Source organism: Fodinibius sp. GM108 (assembly GCF_058386985.1).
In genome coordinates this window covers 146,851-166,847 of record NZ_JBYEIR010000005.1, presented here as the reverse complement: position 1 = coordinate 166,847, position 19,997 = coordinate 146,851, and the positions used below count along the sequence as shown (strand labels likewise).

Annotated in this window: 18 protein-coding genes; 13 read left to right on the top strand and 5 right to left on the bottom strand. The window is 43.1% G+C overall.

Annotated features, from left to right (window positions below; translation table 11 throughout):
- Positions 1-271: 271 nt before the first annotated feature.
- Positions 272-2,752 (bottom strand): PAS domain S-box protein, encoded by a 2,481-nt coding sequence (locus ACT3ID_RS10860; protein ID WP_491542055.1) that lies wholly within the window; start codon positions 2,750-2,752, stop codon positions 272-274.
- Positions 2,753-2,927: 175 nt separating this feature from the next.
- On the opposite strand from ACT3ID_RS10860, the gene thrS reads away from it, so the two are divergent.
- From thrS to ACT3ID_RS10805, 11 genes are all read left to right on the top strand, one after another.
- The gene (gene thrS, locus ACT3ID_RS10855) at positions 2,928-4,877 is read left to right on the top strand and encodes a threonine--tRNA ligase (protein WP_491542054.1); all 1,950 of its coding nucleotides are present in this window, start codon (positions 2,928-2,930) and stop codon (positions 4,875-4,877) included.
- Between the two features lie 26 nt (positions 4,878-4,903).
- A complete protein-coding gene (gene infC / locus ACT3ID_RS10850; protein WP_491542256.1) occupies positions 4,904-5,464 on the top strand; it encodes a translation initiation factor IF-3 in 561 nt (186 codons plus the stop codon).
- 420 nt (positions 5,465-5,884) lie between these two features.
- On the top strand, positions 5,885-6,082 hold the full coding sequence (rpmI, locus tag ACT3ID_RS10845) for a 50S ribosomal protein L35 (RefSeq protein WP_491542053.1): 198 nt from the start codon (positions 5,885-5,887) through the stop codon (positions 6,080-6,082).
- A 32-nt stretch (positions 6,083-6,114) separates the two neighbouring features.
- The gene (rplT, locus tag ACT3ID_RS10840; protein ID WP_491542052.1) at positions 6,115-6,462 is read left to right on the top strand and encodes a 50S ribosomal protein L20; all 348 of its coding nucleotides are present in this window, start codon (positions 6,115-6,117) and stop codon (positions 6,460-6,462) included.
- 196 nt (positions 6,463-6,658) lie between these two features.
- Positions 6,659-7,669, top strand: a complete 1,011-nt coding sequence (gene pheS, locus ACT3ID_RS10835; protein ID WP_491542051.1) for a phenylalanine--tRNA ligase subunit alpha — start codon at positions 6,659-6,661, stop codon at positions 7,667-7,669.
- Between the two features lie 119 nt (positions 7,670-7,788).
- Entirely contained in the window at positions 7,789-10,197 is a 2,409-nt protein-coding gene (gene pheT / locus ACT3ID_RS10830) for a phenylalanine--tRNA ligase subunit beta (protein WP_491542050.1), read from the top strand.
- 8 nt (positions 10,198-10,205) lie between these two features.
- A complete protein-coding gene (locus ACT3ID_RS10825; protein WP_491542049.1) occupies positions 10,206-10,463 on the top strand; it encodes a hypothetical protein in 258 nt (85 codons plus the stop codon).
- Positions 10,460-10,753: a cell division protein ZapA gene (locus ACT3ID_RS10820; RefSeq protein WP_491542048.1), complete on the top strand. Its 294-nt coding sequence runs from the start codon at positions 10,460-10,462 to the stop codon at positions 10,751-10,753. Before ACT3ID_RS10825 ends, ACT3ID_RS10820 begins: the two co-directional genes overlap by 4 nt.
- A gap of 88 nt (positions 10,754-10,841) precedes the next feature.
- Positions 10,842-11,663: a TIGR00282 family metallophosphoesterase gene (locus tag ACT3ID_RS10815; protein ID WP_491542047.1), complete on the top strand. Its 822-nt coding sequence runs from the start codon at positions 10,842-10,844 to the stop codon at positions 11,661-11,663.
- A gap of 6 nt (positions 11,664-11,669) precedes the next feature.
- Entirely contained in the window at positions 11,670-12,353 is a 684-nt protein-coding gene (locus ACT3ID_RS10810; RefSeq protein WP_491542046.1) for an ABC transporter ATP-binding protein, read from the top strand.
- A gap of 70 nt (positions 12,354-12,423) precedes the next feature.
- Positions 12,424-13,110, top strand: a complete 687-nt coding sequence (locus ACT3ID_RS10805) for a tetratricopeptide repeat protein (RefSeq protein ID WP_491542045.1) — start codon at positions 12,424-12,426, stop codon at positions 13,108-13,110.
- 72 nt (positions 13,111-13,182) lie between these two features.
- Here the strand turns inward: ACT3ID_RS10805 and ACT3ID_RS10800 are convergent, their stop codons facing one another.
- Together ACT3ID_RS10800 and ACT3ID_RS10795 are read right to left on the bottom strand one after the other, a co-directional pair.
- Positions 13,183-13,401, bottom strand: coding sequence for a hypothetical protein (locus ACT3ID_RS10800; protein WP_491542044.1), 219 nt, complete (start codon positions 13,399-13,401; stop codon positions 13,183-13,185).
- A gap of 416 nt (positions 13,402-13,817) precedes the next feature.
- Entirely contained in the window at positions 13,818-14,999 is a 1,182-nt protein-coding gene (locus ACT3ID_RS10795; RefSeq protein WP_491542043.1) for a Gfo/Idh/MocA family protein, read from the bottom strand.
- Between the two features lie 244 nt (positions 15,000-15,243).
- On the opposite strand from ACT3ID_RS10795, the gene ACT3ID_RS10790 reads away from it, so the two are divergent.
- Together ACT3ID_RS10790 and ACT3ID_RS10785 are read left to right on the top strand one after the other, a co-directional pair.
- A complete protein-coding gene (locus ACT3ID_RS10790) occupies positions 15,244-16,962 on the top strand; it encodes a GMC oxidoreductase (protein ID WP_491542042.1) in 1,719 nt (572 codons plus the stop codon).
- Between the two features lie 40 nt (positions 16,963-17,002).
- Positions 17,003-17,578, top strand: a complete 576-nt coding sequence (locus ACT3ID_RS10785; RefSeq protein WP_491542041.1) for a gluconate 2-dehydrogenase subunit 3 family protein — start codon at positions 17,003-17,005, stop codon at positions 17,576-17,578.
- Here the strand turns inward: ACT3ID_RS10785 and ACT3ID_RS10780 are convergent, their stop codons facing one another.
- Together ACT3ID_RS10780 and ACT3ID_RS10775 are read right to left on the bottom strand one after the other, a co-directional pair.
- Complete coding sequence (locus tag ACT3ID_RS10780; protein ID WP_491542040.1) at positions 17,579-18,184, bottom strand: gluconate 2-dehydrogenase subunit 3 family protein; 606 nt, start codon at positions 18,182-18,184, stop codon at positions 17,579-17,581.
- 83 nt (positions 18,185-18,267) lie between these two features.
- Positions 18,268-19,980, bottom strand: coding sequence for a GMC family oxidoreductase (locus tag ACT3ID_RS10775; protein WP_491542039.1), 1,713 nt, complete (start codon positions 19,978-19,980; stop codon positions 18,268-18,270).
- Positions 19,981-19,997: the final 17 nt, after the last annotated feature.

Here is a 19,997-nt window from a genome sequence, read left to right as displayed (position 1 = left end):
TAAAGAAACTTCACTTATAGGTAGGAAAATCAGGGACAGAACAGCACGATCGGACGCTTCAGTAAGTTTCAACCATCCACGGTCCTGGTTCCCCTCGCCTAGCCTGAGCTGTCTTTAGACAGCTTTTTGGCTTTTTATATTAGCCCAGTCTTTCAAGACTGGGTAAAGACGGTTTAAAAATGAAGAGAATGGATTCAGCACTTTTATTAGAAACCATGAGCACGACCGGACGACTCGCATTATCGTCTACAGCTTAATCAGAAAATTAATCTTATTCCTCAAGGGGAAAAGAAAGGGTAAATCTACTGCCCGAACCAGTATTTGTTAGTGCAGATTCTCCGTTGAGCTGTTTGGTAAGTGTACGTATAAGCTTAAGTCCAAGTGAAGTAGGCTTTTCAACACTTATATCCTCAGGCATGCCTATCCCGTCATCTTCAATTTTCATCATCAGGTTACCATCTTCTTCAACCAGGAAAATATCGATGTTGCCTTTTTGAGAATCGGGAAAAGCGTGTTTATGAGCATTGGTAACAATTTCATTTAAGATAAGCCCGCAAGGAATAGCCTGATTAATAGTTAGTTTTACCGGATCGGCATTAATAGTTATATCGATCTCCGTTTGCGAAGACTTCAGAGAGGAAACAATCACCCCGGTTAGCTGTTCCAGATATAGGTCGAAAGAGATCTCAGATAAATTTTCATTCTGATACAGTTTTTCGTGAATAAGCGCGATAGAGTTTACCCGCATCTGGCTTTCCTGCAAAACTTCAGTAGCTTCTTTCGATGATGTATTATATGCCTGTAGCTCCAACAGACCAGTAATAACAGCCAAATTATTTTTTACCCGATGATGAATCTCTGCCAATAATACCTCTTTTTCTTTCAGGGATTTCTTGATCTTTTCCTCGGCTTCTTTCCGCTCCGTGATATCTACATAAATCCCGAAAATAGCTACGGTTTTACCATCAACAATCACTGGCACACCATAAATCAATACATCCTTTAATGTACCATCTTTGCAGAGTCGTTTTCCAAAATGGTGAGCCGTTTTACCCTCAAATATCTTTTCTGAAATTCCCCGTCCAATTTCGAGCTCTTCATTTGGAACCAGCAGCTGATCAATATTTATTCCCTGAATCTCTTCGATTGGATATCCAAAAATATCTTCAAAAGCGGAATTAATTCGTTGGATTTCTTGTCGTTTGTCCATCTGAACAATAGCAATAGGCGAATTTTGAAACAGCTGACGAAACATCTCTTCATTTTTTCTCAGCTGCTCTTCTGCCTTGTAACGTTCACTGATATCACGGGCTATCGTTATGATGACATCCTGTCCAAAATAGGTCCCGGGGTTAACCACCATCTCCATAGGAAAAACTTCGCCGTTGCTTTTTTTACCCCACCATTCGAAACTTTGGGGCTCACCGCGTAGCGCTTTTTGAATTTTGTTGTTGGTTTTTTTCATGTCCACTTTGCCTGGTGCAGCCAAAATTTCCGGCGTTTCTCCGATAAAATGAGGTTGCTCAAAGCCAAACATCTCAACGGCGCCCCTGTTAACTTCTACAATTATTCCTTCAGAATCCTGGATATAAATCGCATCGCCTATGGAATCGAAAAGATCCTGAAAACTTTTTACACTAGCTTGATATTTCCGGATGGTTTCCTTGTTTTCGGTTATATCAAGCATTGTACCTATAATAGCCGGTTTGCCCATATAGGTAATAGTTGTTCCATAAACACTTACATGAATGGTTCGACCACTTTTAGTAGTACATAAGAAATCATACTCTTTGGATTTAACATTTCCATTAATTCGCTCAGATATATTCTCACGAACTTCTTCCTTAAACTCGGGATGTGTTAAATCCAGGGGAGACAATTTATCTATGATTTCGTCGCGCTCATATTCAAAGATTTCGGCCAGTCTGGGATTCACATATTTAAAAATACCATCCTGAATCAGATAAACACCTACAAGAGACTCTTCAGATAGAGCACGAAATAAATTCTCCGACTGTTTTTGACCACTAATATCAGTAATCAGGGAATGCACAGAATAAAGCTTCTTATCTCGATCATAAATCAACGAGTTGTGCCATTTACATATAAGCTTTTCACCATTTTTCGTATTTACCCGTCCTTCAGCAGAAAAATATGATTGTTGATTTTGAACTGCCTGCAAAATTTTTTTTCTGGCTGTTTGATGATCCCCATCAAAAATTAACTTTTCAAAGAAATTCGATTGACCAATAACCTCTTCTTCTCTCCATCCGAATAACTCTTCAGCCTTATCCGACCAACTCCTGACTCTCATATTGGCATCCCATTCAATTGCCGCCATCGGGAAATTTGATTCATGGGTAATGAACTTCGGAAAATTGGCCCGTCGCGTTTCATTTTGATCAACCTGTTGACTCACATCATGAGCAATAGCAATTTTTGCGGGACGTCCATTATAATAGAATGTATGATGAGTAAATTGAACATGAATAGTATCTCCATTTTTCGTTTGTTGCGTCCAGATCTTATCAACGCCTTCAGCATTAGTCGAGCCGTGAATAAGATCAACACGCTTCTTCCTCTTACCCAGATCATAAACGTTCATATTCATAAACTCATCACGAGAATACCCATAAATATCAACCGCTGCATCATTAACATCTAAAATATCATACGTTTGCTGATCCAGAATAAAAATTGGCTGCTCATCAAAAAAGGAAGTAGAATTGCCATTCATTCTTAACTTATTCATGTATCCTAAACCAACTGGTGTTATTAATCCTGAATAATCTATAATTCTCTTAGGATAAATAAAACCTTTTCTGCAATTATCCTATAAAATGGGGCTGTGCCTCTTTTTTTATTTTTATATCTTTACAGGCTTAAAACAAGACATAAAATTTTTACTAATAGCTGGTTATAACTGAATGGCTGATCAAATTACAATAACTTTCCCGGATGGAACTCAAAAGGAATTTCCAAAAGGGACTACCGGACGCGAAATTGCCGAATCGATATCCAAAGGACTGGCCCGTGAAGCTCTGAGCATCACTCTTGATGATGAGATCATGGAGCTGGATCGTCCCATAAAAAGAGATGGAGAGATTACAATTAATACATGGGACAATGAAGATGGCAAATATACTTTTTGGCATTCCTCGGCTCATGTACTGGCAGAGGCTATTCAAGAACTATATCCAAACGCAAAATTTGGAATAGGTCCACCCGTTGAAAATGGATTCTATTATGATATTGATTTTGGGGATCAAACAGTAGGTGAAGACGATCTGGAGAGGATCGAAGAAAAAATGATCGAGCTGGCACGCAAAAAATCAGAATTTGAGCGTATGCCGGTCTCAAAAGAAGAAGCCCTCTCCCATTATAAAGATGTCGGCAATGAATACAAGCTCGATCTTATAAAAGAGCTTGAAGATGAAAATATTACTTTTTACAAGCAGGGGAATTTTGTCGATCTCTGTAAAGGTCCGCACATCCCCGATACGGGCAGAATCAAAGCCGTAAAGTTGACAAGCCTGGCCGGTGCTTATTGGCGCGGTGATGAAAATAATGAGCAGCTGACGCGCATCTATGGAATTTCATTCCCAAAGCAAAAACTGCTTGATCAGTATCTGGAGCAACTCAAAGAAGCCAAGAAACGTGATCACAAAAAGCTGGGCAAAGAGCTCGGTATTTATATGATCGATCAGGAGATGGTGGGTCAGGGTCTGCCGGTATGGCTGCCCAACGGAACTACGCTCCGCAGAACGTTAGAGGATTTTTTGCGTGAAGAACAGAAGAAACGCGGATATAAGGAAGTGATCACTCCGCACATTGGTCATTTGGAACTTTACCGCACTTCAGGGCACTATCCCTACTATCGGGAATCGCAATATAACCCGATTACGATGGATGATGACGAAGATGGTTATCTGCTCAAGCCTATGAACTGCCCGCACCATCACCGGATTTATTCGAACGAGCTGCGCAGCTATCGTGATCTGCCGCTTCGTTTGGCCGAATTTGGCAGCGTCTATCGTTATGAACAATCCGGCGAACTCAACGGACTTTCTCGAGTACGCGGCTTTACACAGGATGATGCGCATATTTATTGCACGCACGACCAGCTTAAAGATGAGATTATAAACTGCATCGACCTGACGGAACTTGTTTTTGGCACCTTCGAAATGCCGGTGGATATTCGTCTTTCCTTCCGCGACGACAACGATGAAAAATATGGTGGCAAGACAGAATTCTGGGAGCGTGCCGAGACAGAGATCAAAGAAGTGGCCGACGAGATGGATCTGGATTACACCGTAGCTCGCGGTGAAGCAAGTTTTTATGGCCCAAAAATTGACTTTATAATCCGTGATGCCATCGGGCGAAAGTGGCAGCTGGGTACTGTACAGGTTGATTATGTAATGCCTGAACGATTTGATCTGACATATATCGGTTCAGATAATGACAAACATCGTCCCGTTATTATTCACCGGGCTCCCTTTGGTTCCATGGAGCGGTTTACAAGTATATTGATTGAGCATTTTGCCGGCGATTTTCCGGTTTGGCTGGCTCCGACACAAGTACAAATTATTCCGGTTTCGGATGATATTAACGAATATGCCAACCAGTGTGCTTCACAGCTAAAAGAACACAACGTTCGGGTTGAGGTAGATACGAGAAATGAACAAGTTGGAAGTAAGATTCGAGATGCTGAAACGAGCAAGATTCCATATATGTTAATAATTGGTGAGAAGGAAATTTCAGATAACACTGTTTCGGTTCGCCGCCATAAAGAAGGCGATATCGGGACTTTTGATTTTTCTGAATTTATTTCTAATCTCACTACCGAAATTGATAACAAAGAAGTTCCAAAACATTAAACGTTAATAAAAAGAAGAGGTAACTTATCGCAAGAAACAGAAGACCACGCCCACGGGGCAATGAAGATCGCCCTAATGCTAATGAGGAAATCAGATCCTCAAAAGTCAGAGTTATACATCCGGAGGATGCTGATAAAGAACACGAGGTCGTTCCCATTGAGCGAGCTCAGGAAATAGCTAATTCCTATGGGTTAGATCTTGTTGAAGTAGCGCCTAATGCAGATCCTCCTGTATGTAAGGTGCTTGATTTCGGCAAGTATATGTACAAAAAGAAGAAGAAAGAGAAAGAAGCCAAAAAGAAGCAACATACCGTTCAGGTTAAAGAGCTTCGATTCCGTCCAAACACGGATGACCATGACCTTGAATTTAAAACACGTCATGCCCGTGAATTTCTTGAAGACGGTGACAAGGTGAAGGCAACCGTTCAATTCCGAGGACGAGACATGCTTTATACCGACCGGGGTAAAGAGCTGCTTCACGACTTAGCTGATGAATTGAGTGATATCAGCGAAATTGAATCGAAGCCAAATATGGAAGGTCGCAGGATGATTATGATGCTTTCTCCGACCGGTAAAAGTGGTTCATAAAGAGCTGATTTTCAATTCTTCTTCAAGTCTTATCTTTAGTTGAACTTAATCCCTGTCGAAGCCGGCAGGGATTTTTTTATGGCAATTCTTGATGCTGTTAATGTATTTGCCCTATTCATCTCATTCCCAAGCCTGTCCTTCGTAGTAGGACTGCTGCTTGGGAGTGTAACTATTTATTGAGAACAGTGCTTCTTAGGGTGACTTTCCGAAGCAGGAAATTCAGAACGAAGGAAGAGTTCACAGAGTTTCTTAAAATATCCGCTTAACTCTGCGATCTCCCTCTGCGTTACTCTGCGGTTGAAAAAGAATCATTAAACTTAGTTCAAAATAACTTTATCATCAGAGTTTAATCTGTTCGTTTAAATCATTATCTTCCTAGCCATTAAATCTGAAGAAATTTTTCAATAAAGGTCTTTTATTATGCCTAAGATGAAAACACATAGTGGGGCTAAAAAGCGCTTCAAAAAAACCGGTTCCGGTAAATACAAGCGCAAGAAAGCTGGTAAAGCACATATCCTCACAAAGAAAACCAGCAGAAAAAAACGCAAACTCGGCAAGCCTACCCTTGTTAACAAGACGCAAAAGAAGGATGTCGAGCAGATGCTTCCTAATAGTTAATAATTAATTTTAAACTTTAAACATCAGACAAAATGCCACGTTCAAGAAATAAGGTGGCTTCCCGTCGCCGTCGCCGCAAGATCTTAAAACAGGCGAAAGGTTACTGGGGTAAGCGAAAGAATGTTTATAAGTTTGCGAAAAACACGGTCGAAAAAGGGATGCTGTATCAGTATCGTGACCGTAAAGTACGCAAACGTGAGTTCAGAAAGCTCTGGATCACACGCATTAATGCCGCTGCCCGTCAGAATGGTACTACCTACTCGCGACTGATGGGAGCCTTAAACAAGAAAGATATTAAGATCAACCGCAAGGTTTTAGCTGATCTTGCCGTCACTGATCCGGACACATTTACTGCTATTGTCGAAGAAGCTTTGGATTAATAGCGTGATAAAAAACTTGAAACCGATCCCCCTCATCGAAGGAGGATCGGTTTTTTATTTTGATTGAAGGGTTCCCCTTAATTAAATAGATTCCACCTACCAATACGGATTCGATTTGCGTGTTTATTTACTTCTGTAAATCGTATTTTTCCACTGTTTGATAGCTTATAATTTCGACTGTTTAATACGTTAATTGATGATCGATTACATACAATCATTAAAGCAACAGGTGCAGGATTATTCTATTACCGATGAGGAAGAGCTTGAATCTTTCCGCCTGGAGTTCCTTTCGCGCAATGGAAAAGTGCAGGAGATGTTCTCCCGGATGAGCGAAGTGCCAAATGAAAAAAAGGCGGAAGTCGGGAAAGCCATGAATGAAGTTAAAAGTCTGGCTGAAGAAACTTTTGAAAATGCCAAAAAACGTTTAGCCCGTAAAGACGGGGCTTCTCAAAAGGCAACTGATGATATTACGCTTCCCGCCCCGCCCTATTCGGCAGGTTCTTACCATCCCCTCACGCAGACGCTCGAGGAGATGAAAAACATTTTCTATCGTCTCGGCTTTTCTATTGCCGACGGACCAGAGATAGAGGATGATTTTCACAATTTTACGGCACTCAATTTCCCACCGAATCACCCCGCACGTGACGAACAGGATACGTTCTTTATCGAAAAAAATGATGACGGTGAGGATCTCGTACTTCGCACCCACACGTCACCGGTACAGATTCGCCTGATGCAGCAACAAGAGCCTCCTATACGTGCCATCATGCCCGGACGCGTCTATCGCAACGAGGCGGTTTCTCCAAAATCCTACTTTCTGTTTCACCAGGTAGAAGCACTTTATGTTGATACGGATGTAAGCGTAGCTGAATTAAAAGAAACGCTTATCAGCTTTGCAAAACTAATGTTTGGCTCGGATGTCAAATATCGCTTGCGCCCGGGATATTTTCCTTTTACCGAACCCAGCTTAGAGATGGATATCTGGTGGGAAACACCAAACTCAGACGACGACGGAAAGTGGCTTGAAATACTTGGCTCAGGCATGGTCGATCCCAATGTATTTAAATCGGCCGGTATCGATCCTGAAAAATATACCGGTTTTGCCTGGGGTATGGGTGTCGAACGTATTGCCCTGCTTCGTCATCAGATCGATGATATTCGCATTTTTTATGAAAATGACGTCCGCTTTTTAGAACAGTTTCATTAAACACACGTGAGAATAGAACACTGATAAACACGGATCAAACGGAATTATACTGATTAAATCTGTGGGTTTTCGTCTTATCCGCTTCATCCGCGTTCTATTAAAAAACTATTTGCAGCTAAATGAAGATTTCATACAACTGGCTAAAAGATTTTATTAACCTGGAATTATCCCCGGAAGAAACAGCCGAAAAGCTTACTCTGATCGGACTAGAAGTCGAAGAAGTAACCTCTTACGGCAGCAAGCTCGAAGGTGTTGTAGTTGGAGAAGTACTGGAAGTCAACGAACACTCTAATGCAGATCGGCTTTATGTCTGTAAGGTGAGTACCGGCTCCGAAACGCTACAAATTGTATGCGGGGCCGATAATGTAGCTGCGGGACAAAAAGTACCTGTTGCAACCGTAGGTACTACCCTTCCGGTTGAGACCGAAAATGGTGAGCCATTTACCATCCGGGAAACAAAACTGCGCGGCGAAGAATCCAAAGGCATGATCTGCGCGGAAGATGAACTTGGACTGGGCGACGATCACAGCGGCATTATGGTTTTGGAAGAAAACCTGGAGCCCGGAATTCCACTGCACGAGGCAATCGACCTCTACGAGGATTCGATTATTGAGATTGAAATTACACCTAACCGTCCCGATGCAACCTGCCATTTGGGCGTTGCACGCGACTTGGCCGCGGCTCTGGACCTCGAACTTTGCAAACCGTTCAAAACTGATTTTAAGGATGCCGATCCGCTGGAAGAGATTGATATCGATATTGAATCCCCGGGGAAATGCCACCGTTATGTCGGCAAAATGGTTAAAGATGTGACGATTGATGAGTCTCCGGCGTGGCTGCAGAATCGACTCAAAGCAATCGGTATCCGTCCGGTGAATAACATAGTAGACATCACGAACTACGTGATGTTTGAAGTAGGTCAGCCGCTGCACGCTTTTGATGCCGATACGATCAAGGGCGACAAAATTGTGGTCAAGGATTATAACAGTGAAATTACATTTGAGACTCTGGATCATATAGAGCGAGAATGTTCAGCCGGTACACTCTTTATCTGTGATGCCGAAGAGCCTGTTGCCATTGCTGGCGTAATGGGCGGGGTGGATTCCGAAGTTAGCCTGTCAACAACGAACGTGCTTATCGAAAGTGCCTATTTTGATCCGCAGAGTATTCGCCAAACGGCCAAAGAACAGATGTTGCAGACCGACTCCTCATATCGTTTTGAGCGCGGTATCGATCCACAGCTGCAGCGCATTGCCGCCGAACGTGCAGCACAGCTTATGCATGAAGTTGCGGGCGGTACGGTCGTAGATGCATGCACAGATGCCCATCCTGTAAAAACAGAAGAAAAAGAACTTACTCTCAGGCAATCGTATGTTAATCGACTGCTGGGAACAGAGTTTTCTACGGATGAAATTGAAGATATTCTGGATGGACTGGAGTTTGAGCTTTTAGATAAGGATAAAGAAACTATTACCTATTCCATCCCTACATTTCGTCCCGATCTCGACCGCGAAGTAGATCTGATTGAAGAAGTCGGTCGCCTTTATGATTACAACAATATACCGCGTCCCGAGCACGGCAAATTTACCTCTCCCGAACCATTGACGGACTGGGAAAAACTTGTTTCCGAAGCTAAAGAAAAAGCCAAAGGGATGCGTTTCCGGGAGATTTACTCCAATTCGCTAATGCCCGAAGAGGATGCTGAACTGCTTGGAGATCTGGATGACATGATCCACACGCTCAACCCGATCTCTAAGGATATGACGACTCTCCGCCCTTCTCTGTTGTATGGTTTCCTGAAATCTGTGGCCTACAACTTCAACAGAAAGGCAAAACAAGTACGTTTTTTTGAAGTGGGCAACGTCTTTGAGAAGACCGAAAACGGAACCTATTACAGCAATATAAAAGAAGAAACGAATATCCTGTTCGGACTTGCAGGATTTAAGTCTATTGAGCACTGGAAAACAGATCCCAAGCACTATGATGTTTTTGATCTGAAAGCGCCTGTCCGAAGTTTCCTGGAGCAGATGAATATTTATGATTCACTGGAGACCACGGCTGTAACAAATGATATTCTCAGTTTCCGCTATAAGGATAAAGAGATCGGGATACTGCACCGGGTACCCAAAGATCTGCTGGAAAATTACGAGATAGAACTTCCCGCTTTTGTGGCTGAGTTCTCGCTCACTCAAATCCAACAGGTACGTGAAGAGATCGGCGATATCAGCTATGAACCGGTATCAAAATTCCCCGCTTTTGACTTCGATTTTGGCGTCGTGGTAGATACATCAGTCAAGGTGGGCGATCTGCTGAAAACGATTGAAAAAACAGCCGGCGAATCCCTTGAAAGCCTGGATGTTTTTGATGTATTTGAAGGTGAATCGCTGGGTGAAAACAAAAAGAGTATTGCTTTTCGACTCTCTTTCTTAGATAAAAATAAGACATTGACTATCAAGGATGTAGAACCTATAATTAATAAAGTTCTAAAGGTATTAGAAAAGGAATACTCAGCTAAACTTCGACAATAATTTGTCCCGTGCTATCAAACGATACTCCATATCATGAACAGTTCAACGAGCTACTTGATGAGATTCGTAATGAAGTTCATTCATTAAACGAAGAGATCAAGGAACTTAAACAGGAGAACAAAGAGTTGCGGTCAAAGCTGAAAGAAATTCAAGAGGGGCAAACAGATATCTATTCGGCTATTTCTGAATCCGAGCGCCTTTCTCTCCGTCACCAGGTGCTGGGGCTGATTTCTAAAATCGATAATCATCTCGACGATAAAGAATGAAATCAATAAAAGTAACCATATTAGGAAAGCAATATCCGCTTAAAGTTGAGGAATCGGAAGAGGAAACGATGAAGCGGATAGCGCAATATGTAGATGAAAAATTCCGCCAATACAAAAAAGAACTCAATAAACAGCCCGACTCCACAATTATGACACTGGCCGCCTTAAGTATTGCCGAAGAGCTCTTTGAAGAACGAAAGCGTAATCGGGAGCTAAATCAACAGGAAGATAAAGTGCTCCAAAACGTCAACAAATCTCTTGAAGAGTTCATCGAAGAAATAAAGGGATAGACTATAAATTCAATTCGAGAAAGGCGTAATTTTCCTTACTTTTGAGCTTCATTTTAGAGGCTTTCTTTTTTGATTTACCAAGAAAAATATGTCCAAAAATCTAGTTAATATCTTTTTTGTAGGTGATATCGTCGGTGAACCCGGGTTAAGCCTGTTAGAAACCATCTTACCCAGCCTTCTCGAGAAGTATGAGGCGGATTTTGTCATCGCCAATGGGGAAAACTCTCATAAAGGTAAGGGCATAAACAGATCTATCATTAGCCGTCTTTATGACCTGGGGGTTCATGTTATTACGGGCGGAAATCACTCTTTTGCCAAATGGAAAGTGTTTGATTACATGAAAGAAGATGGCAATATCCTGCGCCCCATGAATTATCCAAAAGGAAATCCCGGTTATGGTTTTGGCGTGTACGATATCCCCGATATGGATCATAAGATTGGTGTGCTAAACCTGCAGGGACGCACCTTTATGCAGCCTATTGATGACCCTTTTACAACAGCTGACTGGGTGATAGAACGAATGAAAGAAGAAACAGATATTATCTTTGTAGATTTTCATGCTGAAGCCACAGCCGAAAAACTGGCTATGGCCTGGCATCTGGATGGCGATATTTCCGTTTTTGTTGGCACTCATACACATATCCCTACTCATGATGCCCGTCTTTTTCCGGATGGTATGGGCTACATCTCTGACGTTGGAATGACTGGTTCTTTTAATTCTGTTTTGGGAATGGATAAAAACACCTCCATGAAACGTTTTAAGCTGGGTACTCCTCATCGTTATAAATTGGCAAATGGAAATAATCACCTGTGTGCCATCTTTGCCAAAGTGGATATCGAAAGCGGAAAATGTCAGCATATCGAACCAATTATTTATCCTGAATTTAACTCCAGCAATCTCGAAGACTGATCCTGCATGCCAATCATTTTAGAAGGAAAAAATATTACCAAACGTTACCAAAGTGAGTCAAATCAAGGCACGCTCACGGTATTGCAAGATACTTCTATTGCTATTGAAAAAGGATCCATTGTTACTGTAGCAGGTATGAGTGGAAGTGGAAAAAGTACATTGCTTCATATTTTAGGCGGTCTTGATCGACCGGATTCAGGCACCGTGTTATGGGAGGATCAATCCATATACGATATGTCTAAAGAAGAACTGGCTAAATTCCGAAACCAAAAGCTTGGTTTTGTTTTTCAGTTTCATCATCTGCTGCCCGAATTTACGGCTCTTGAGAACATTATGATGCCTGCTCTGATACGCGGCGTGTCACCCGACAAAGCCCAACAAAGAGCTATAAGTCTTCTCGAACAGTTTGGTATTCCGGGACGTGCCGAACATCGTCCTACGCAACTTTCAGGCGGGGAGCAACAGCGTGTGGCTATGGCTCGCGCCCTCATGAATGAACCAGATCTCATCTTAGCCGATGAGCCTACTGGCAATCTCGATGAAGAAAATACAGAAATCCTGCTGAAGCTCCTGTTTGATCTTCGTGAAGAAGAAAATGTCAGCATTTTATTGATCACTCACGAAAAAAATATTGCGCGCAGATCAGACGTTATATATGAATTGTCAAAAGGTAAGTTAGAAGCCGTATAAATTTTACTATAATTCAAAACAATCCTATTTTCACCATACTTCTGCAAATAACTAATAACCAGCGTTAATCATGAGTAAAAAACGAGTAAAAGAAGAACTGGAACAAGATATACTGCTGGATACCTTTTCGAAGGCCCAGAGCTTTTATGATAAAAATAAAAACAACATTATAGGAGCTGCCATAGCTTTGATCATCCTTATAGGTGGTTCTGTAGGATACTATTTTTATGCCTCTGCACAAGAAGAGGAGGCTCAACAGCTGATGGGGCCAGCAACACAGGCATACTTGCAGGAAAATTACGAGGAAGCACTTACCGGATCTCAGGCTGATTTTACCGTCGGATTCGAACAGATCATCAATAACTATTCGATAACCGATGCTGCCAATTTAGCTCATTATTATGCAGCTGTTTGTGAATATAAGCTCGGAAATCCTCAGGAAGCGCTGAACTATATTGAAGGATTTTCAGTGCCCAGCGGAATTATGGGCGTGGGTCCGTTATCATTCCACGGCGTTCTGCATACGGAGCTGGGAAATCACGCTGAAGCCGCAGAGATGTATGTTAAAGCTGCCGAGTGGGATCAGAACGATTCTACAACGCCCTATAATTATTTAGAGGCAGCAAAAGCCTACAGGGATGCCGGGAATACGAATGAAGCTCAGAAATATGCAGAGCTTATCGTCGATCAGTATGATGCTACCACCCAGGCTACGGAAGCTCAAAAATTGCTTGGTATGCTGGCAGTGGCTGAATAGCAGCTAGCGAATTACATAAACAAAAGCGACTGCTTCATTTTGAGTCAGTCGCTTTTGTTTTTTGGGATTTTCTTACCCATTCTCACTACCTAAAATGTTGATCGGTTTGGTGTTCAGTTTTAATAAACCAATGGTATTGATAGTCGCTGCTCTTTGCATCTTGCTATGATATCTTCCCTGCTGTTCGAGATCCCGCATCGGAGTGCGGAATGACGTCGTGGGGCGGAGATATGACTGCTGACCTTTGATGTCATTCCGATTGGAGTTCTGAAAGCTGTCGGAACGGAACATAGGAATCTGTCATGACTATTGTGTAATTATATTCCCGTCATGATGGGTTTCTCCACTCTGCTCCGAAAGCTTTCGGAACGTCAAATGACGACAGTAGAGGTGCTTTTGGTTGTCATTGGAGCCCCCCTCAAAGGTTCGGAGTGAGGTTGGTGGATAGAAGAGGATGACGTATGGGATCGTTACGCACCGGAAGTACGTAACGAGGTAGAAGCTTGGCTGAGTCAGCAAAACTTACATTTCATAACTACTCATCGATAGCGCGGAAATTAATTCCCGCGCTTGTAATATCTTTATCATTTCTTGTTGCTCCGGAGTTTCTACTTCGCAACACTACCTTTGAAAGCTCTGCATCCAACGAATACTTATACCCCCAAGCAGGTATTTGGGACGAGATATATCAACAAATTTTCCATTCGTTATTGCTTTCCCAGCGGCTGATAATCCATTTCTATCCATTCTCTTTTTTTACCGCTTTCTATCGCTTTATGGATGAAGTGAACGCCCACTGCCCCATCATATACGGTGGGAAAATCAAACGCTTTTGGATCCGGCTTTTCGTCGTTAATTCGTGCCGCTATCGTATCGGCAACATTCGAATAAATATTTGCAAACGCTTCGATAAATCCTTCAGGATGGCCCGGCGGTATGCGATTGCCGAAATTTGCTTCATCCGACAGATATGGATTGCCCCGTTTATAAATCTCCTCCGGTTTATCAGGGTATTTTACATGCAAATAATTTGGATCTTCCTGACGCCATTCAAGTGACGCCTCATCCCCGTAGATTCGAATCTTTAAATCATTTTCTTCTCCAACCGATATTTGAGAGCTGTACAACACACCGCGGACGCCATCTTCGTAGTGAACGAGCATGTTAGCATCGTCCTCGAGCGGACGCCCTTCAACAAAAGTGTGAATATCAGCATACAGCTCTTTGAGTCTGAGCCCGGTTATATATTCAACCAGATTTTCAGCATGCGAACCGATATCCGCCACCACAGCCGATACTCCCGCACGATCAGGATCGGTCCGCCAAGCCGCCTGTTTATTCTCTCCTTCCCTTTCGATAGGCTCCGCCAGCCATCCCTGTGGATATTCAACGACCACCTTTCGAAGATCTCCCAGCTTCCCATTTCGAACCATCTGCCGGGCTTCTTTAACCATAGGATACCCGGTATAATTGTGCGTCAGAGCAAATATCACATCGTGCTTTTCAACAAGTTGACAAAGCTCTTCGGCTTCCTCAATGGTGTTTGTCATCGGCTTATCACAAACCACATTAATTCCAGCCTCAATAAATGCTTTGCATACTTTAAAGTGCAGATGATTGGGCGTAGCCACGGTCACAAAATCTATTCGCTCCTCCTCAGGTAATGCTGATTCTTTTTGTGCCATTTCCTCAAATGAATCATACAGGCGGTTCTCATCTAAATGCAATTGTTTCCCCATCTTTCTGGTCTTTTGTAGATCCGATGAAAACGAGCCGGCTACTAACTCTATCTTGCCATCAAGAGCCGCTGCCATACGATGTACTTCGCCAATAAAAGCACCGGGACCGCCCCCGACCATTCCGTATCTTATTTTACGGTTTATTTTCATAGAATTGTCAATAATTTTTAGTTAATGTTCTGTTGATAATCCCTAAAAAAATCTTTACTGTCTTAATATTTTACGAACGTCCACGTTATACTTATGAGATAACCAAATACGTGGTCCTTACTCTCAAAAAAATCTCCGGCTATTTTACTCTCATAATAATTCAAGGTCAATCTTCTTTATTATAACTTGAAATACTCACCTTCCTCATCTATGTTGGCCCAATAATGAAAAACTTACGACAAATATGAAAAAGAAAAGTCATTATATATCACAATCGCCCGAGGAATATGATGCCATTGTTGTGGGATCAGGTATCAGTGGCGGATGGGCTGCCAAAGAGTTAACTGAAAAAGGGCTCAAAACACTAGTATTGGAACGGGGAAGAAATGTAGAACACGGAAAAGATTATAAAACCGAACATATGCCTCCATGGGAAGCCGAGTTTCGGGGGCAAGGTGACCGTAAACTTCTTGAAGAGGAATATCCCCGTCAGCTGCGTTCTGATGTGGTTAATGAATACAACTATCACTTTTTTGTTAACGATAAAGAGAACCCCTATCAAACCGATGAAGAGGATCCCTTCTTATGGGTCCGTGGATATCAGGTAGGCGGACGTTCGCTAACGTGGGGGCGCCAGTGCTATCGATTAAGTGACCTCGACTTTGAAGCAAATGCACGTGAAGGTATTGGAGTTGACTGGCCAATCCGTTATAAAGATATCGCTCCGTGGTACGACTATGTTGAAGAGTTTATAGGCGTCAGCGGCCAGGAAGAAGGGCTTTCACATCTTCCCGATGGCAACTTCCTCCCTCCTATGGAAATGAATTGTGTAGAAAAAGATGTCAAGAAAAAGATAGAGGAGAATTTTGAATACCGGTATATGACTATCGGGCGATGTGCTGTACTTACTGAACCTCATAATGGCCGCGGTGAATGTCATTATTGTGGCCCCTGTTCTCGCGGCTGCAGCGTGGGAGCTTATTTCTCAAGCCAAAGCAGCACGCTACCGGCCGCCAGACAAACTGGAAACCTGACGCTTCGCCCTAACAGCATTGTCCATAGCATTATTTATGATAAGGATACAAACAGGGCTAAAGGTGTTCGTGTGATCGACCGAATCACAAATGAATCAAAAGAGTTTTTCGCGGATGTAATTTTCTTAAATGCTTCAGCTCTGGGATCCACACAAATCATGTTGAATTCGACCTCAGATGCCTTTCCCAATGGAATTGCCAATTCAAGTGGCGTGCTGGGACATTATCTTATGGATCATCATTTTCGGGTGGGCGCTTCCGGCAAATTTGAAGGATACGAAGATAAATATTATCACGGCAATCGTCCTAACGGCATCTATATTCCCCGTTTCCGCAATATTAATGAACAAACCATGCGCGATGACTTTGTCCGGGGATACGGTTTTCAAGGCGGTGCAAGTCGTCCAAGCTGGGGGCGTGCTTCTGCTATGGAAGGATTCGGAGAAGAGTTCAAGAAAAAGTTACGCGACCCGGGTCAGTGGCAATTTGGTATGACAGCGTTTGGAGAGGTACTGCCTTATCATGATAACTATGCCAAACTTAGCGAAGATAAAACAGACCAGTGGGGAATTCCTCAACTTGAAATTCATGGCAGCCTTCGCGAAAACGAAAAAAATATGCGCGAAGATATGGCCAATACAGCCGTAGAAATGCTGGAAGCAGCAGGCGGTAAGGATGTGTCGCCTTATTTCGGCGAATATCTTTTGGGAGAAGGAATTCATGAAATGGGCACAGCGCGTATGGGTCGCGACCCAGAAACATCTGTATTAAACGCCCATAACCAAACGCATGATGTGCCCAACCTGTTTGTAACCGACGGTGCCTGCATGACTTCAGCTGGCTGTCAGAATCCCTCTATAACTTATATGGCCCTTACGGCCCGTGCAGTAGATTATGCCGTAGAAGAATTAAAAAAGGGAAATATTTAATTCCTTAAGAAAGATATTTCAACTTTTAAAAATACGTATCATGGATCGACGAGAAGCACTTAAAAGACTGGCTCTGTTAACCGGAGGAGCGTTATCTTTCTCAACCGTAGCCGGTTTTATGGGAGGATGTAAGGCAAGGACGAATCCAGACTATTCTCCACAAACACTGTCAGCTGCTCAGGATCAATTAGTTGCCGAGCTTTCCGAGCAAATCATTCCCGCAACAGATACCCCGGGAGCCAAGGCTGCCAAGGTTAATCAGTATATTGATCATATGCTCACCAACTGGAATACGGACGAAGAGAAAGCGCATTTTTTAGAAGGACTTGAACATGTTGACGAGCTTAGCAATGAGCAATTCAACCGGGATTTTCTGGACCTGAATAAAGAACGTAAAATTTCCGTACTGGAAGCTTTGGAGCAGGAAGCTCTTGATAATCCCAACCCCAAGCCAAATACCGACTTAAAGCCCTTTTTCAGCATGATGAAGGAGTATACGGTTGTAGGCTATTACACCTCTGAGATCGGAGCTACTCAAGAGCTCAATTATACACCTGTTCCGGGCCACTATAATGGATGCATGGCTTATGGTGAAGCCGGGCGCGCATGGGCATAATTATGCATTCTTATCCAGCCCCAGGTGATCATGGGCCTCATCTGAGCAACCCTGCCACCCGAATGGCTGGTTACCTATATAGCCAATATCTTCAATACCTATTTTGCTGGACCAGAACCCTGATGCCACCAAATCCCGGAAGCTATTGAAAAACGTTACGCCTGCCTGCATTTCGGATTTGGCCTCATTTGGATAAGCAATCTTATCCAGCATATCTTTCTTTTGATCCTCCGAACAATCGATAAATTTGAGATCGAACCGTTTCTGGCACTGTACATCCAGCCAGCGAAGTCCACCGCGCATCGGTGTCTGATTTTCGGGACGATCCAGCATCATAAAATCGATAAATTGCGGAACACCTGCATCTTCGGCATTACCCGATCGCTCGTCGGCCGGAATTATCATATTTGCCAACTGCCTCACGGTCTCAAATTCATGATCAGTAAAGAATTGTGTCTGCCACTTTTCCAGATCCTCATCACTAACATGCTTCCAAAATTGATGCTGCTCAGCTGCTTCTTTGGGAAGAGCTTCACAACCCGTCATAGCAAATCCTGCTGCTAGTGTACCTAACGAAAGCGTTTTTAAAAGTTCTCGTCTGTCCATATTGAGTATAGTTTAAAGTAGAAAGTATAAAGTAGAAGCAAATAGATACTTTTGACCTTCTACTTTAGCCTTTCTACTAATATTTAAAGATTTCCTTTATCCATCTGGTCGGCAATGTATTCTGATGTCCTCATCGAAAGTGCCAAAATAGTCCAGGTGGGATTTTTGTGAGGTTGTGAAACGAAGGGACCGCCATCGGTAACAAATAAATTGTCTACATCATGAGCCTGACAATATTCATTTAAGACTGACTCCTGCGGATCATCCCCCATACGGGTAGTACCAACCTCGTGAATAATTTCACCCGGTTTTGTAATTCCATAGCCATCCTCTTTAGAGGGCATATCCCACAGCGGTTCTCCGCCCATCTCATCAATAATGCTGCGGAAAGTTTCCTGCATATGTTTAACCTGCTTATACTCCTGATCGCTCCATTTGTAATTAAATCGGAGAACCGGTATCCCCCATTCATCCACAACATTGGGATCTATCTCACAGTAATTATCTTCATAAGCAATACTTTCTCCCCGTCCGGAGAACCCAACCATCGATCCATAATATCGGCGATAGTCATCTTTTAACTCTTTTCCGTATCCGCCGGCTCTTTTCGGTCCATCCTGGAACAGATCGTTATAATTTTGAATACCGCCCATAAATCCATAGCTGGGCATACCGCGTCCGCCCCAAAGTTCTACATGGTAACCGCGGGCAAAATCAAGGTTACTGTTATCTTCCCACCACGGGATATACAGATGCATACCGCCGGTGCCATCTTCATTATGTGCCGGCATATTCATCAGGTCCGGAATAAGTCCCATAACAGAAGTGCCGGTAGAATCCATTAAATATTTACCCACTACACCGCTGCTGTTGGCTAGTCCATTGGGAAAATCACGTGACTTGGAGTTCAGTAGCAAACGGGCAGACTCACAAGCACTTGCAGCCAATACAACTACTTTGGATTTCACTTTGTATTCCTTGCCGTTCTCTTTATTCACGTACGAGACGCCTGTCGCCTTTCCATCACTATACGTTACCTCGCGGACCATGGCGTTATTGATGATCTCCAAATTCCCTGTTTCAAGGGCTGGAGGTAATAAAACAGAGGGAGTCGAAAAATTAGAGTGAGTAGAACAGCTTCGGTTACACTGTCCACAGTAGTGACAAGCTGCTCGACCGTTATGCGGTTCAGTTATAATTGATAATCTTGAGGGAATACAGGGAATGCCCATGTCATCGCAGGCATCTTTAATCAGGTATTCATAGCAACGGGGCTCCGGTGGATCCATATAGATGCCACCCGGTGCATTGGGAATGCCTTCATTAGTACCAAATATGCCAATCAATCGATCTAAGCGATCATAATACGGCTTCAAATCCTGATAGCTGATAGGCCAGTCATGCCCCATACCATCTTTGCTCCGTACCCTGAAATCATCCGGACCGAAACGAAGTGAAATACGTCCCCAATGATTGGTTCTGCCACCGAGCATACGTCCCCGAAACCAGTCAAAGTCGGTGCCTTCAGTAGTGGTATATGGCTCTCCTTCAATATCCCAGCCCCCAAAACAGGCATCGAATTCACCAAACGGCTGCAAACGAGTACTGGCGCCCCGGCGTGGTGACTCGTAGGGCCAGGTAAACATGGCAAAATCTTCTGAATCGAACCAACCACCGGCTTCGAGCATTAACACATTGGCACCAGCTTTTGTTAATTCATGAGCGGCCATTCCACCGCCAGCTCCGGATCCGACAATGCATACATCATATTCCTTCGCACTTTCGATAATCTGCATAACTACTTTACGTAAAA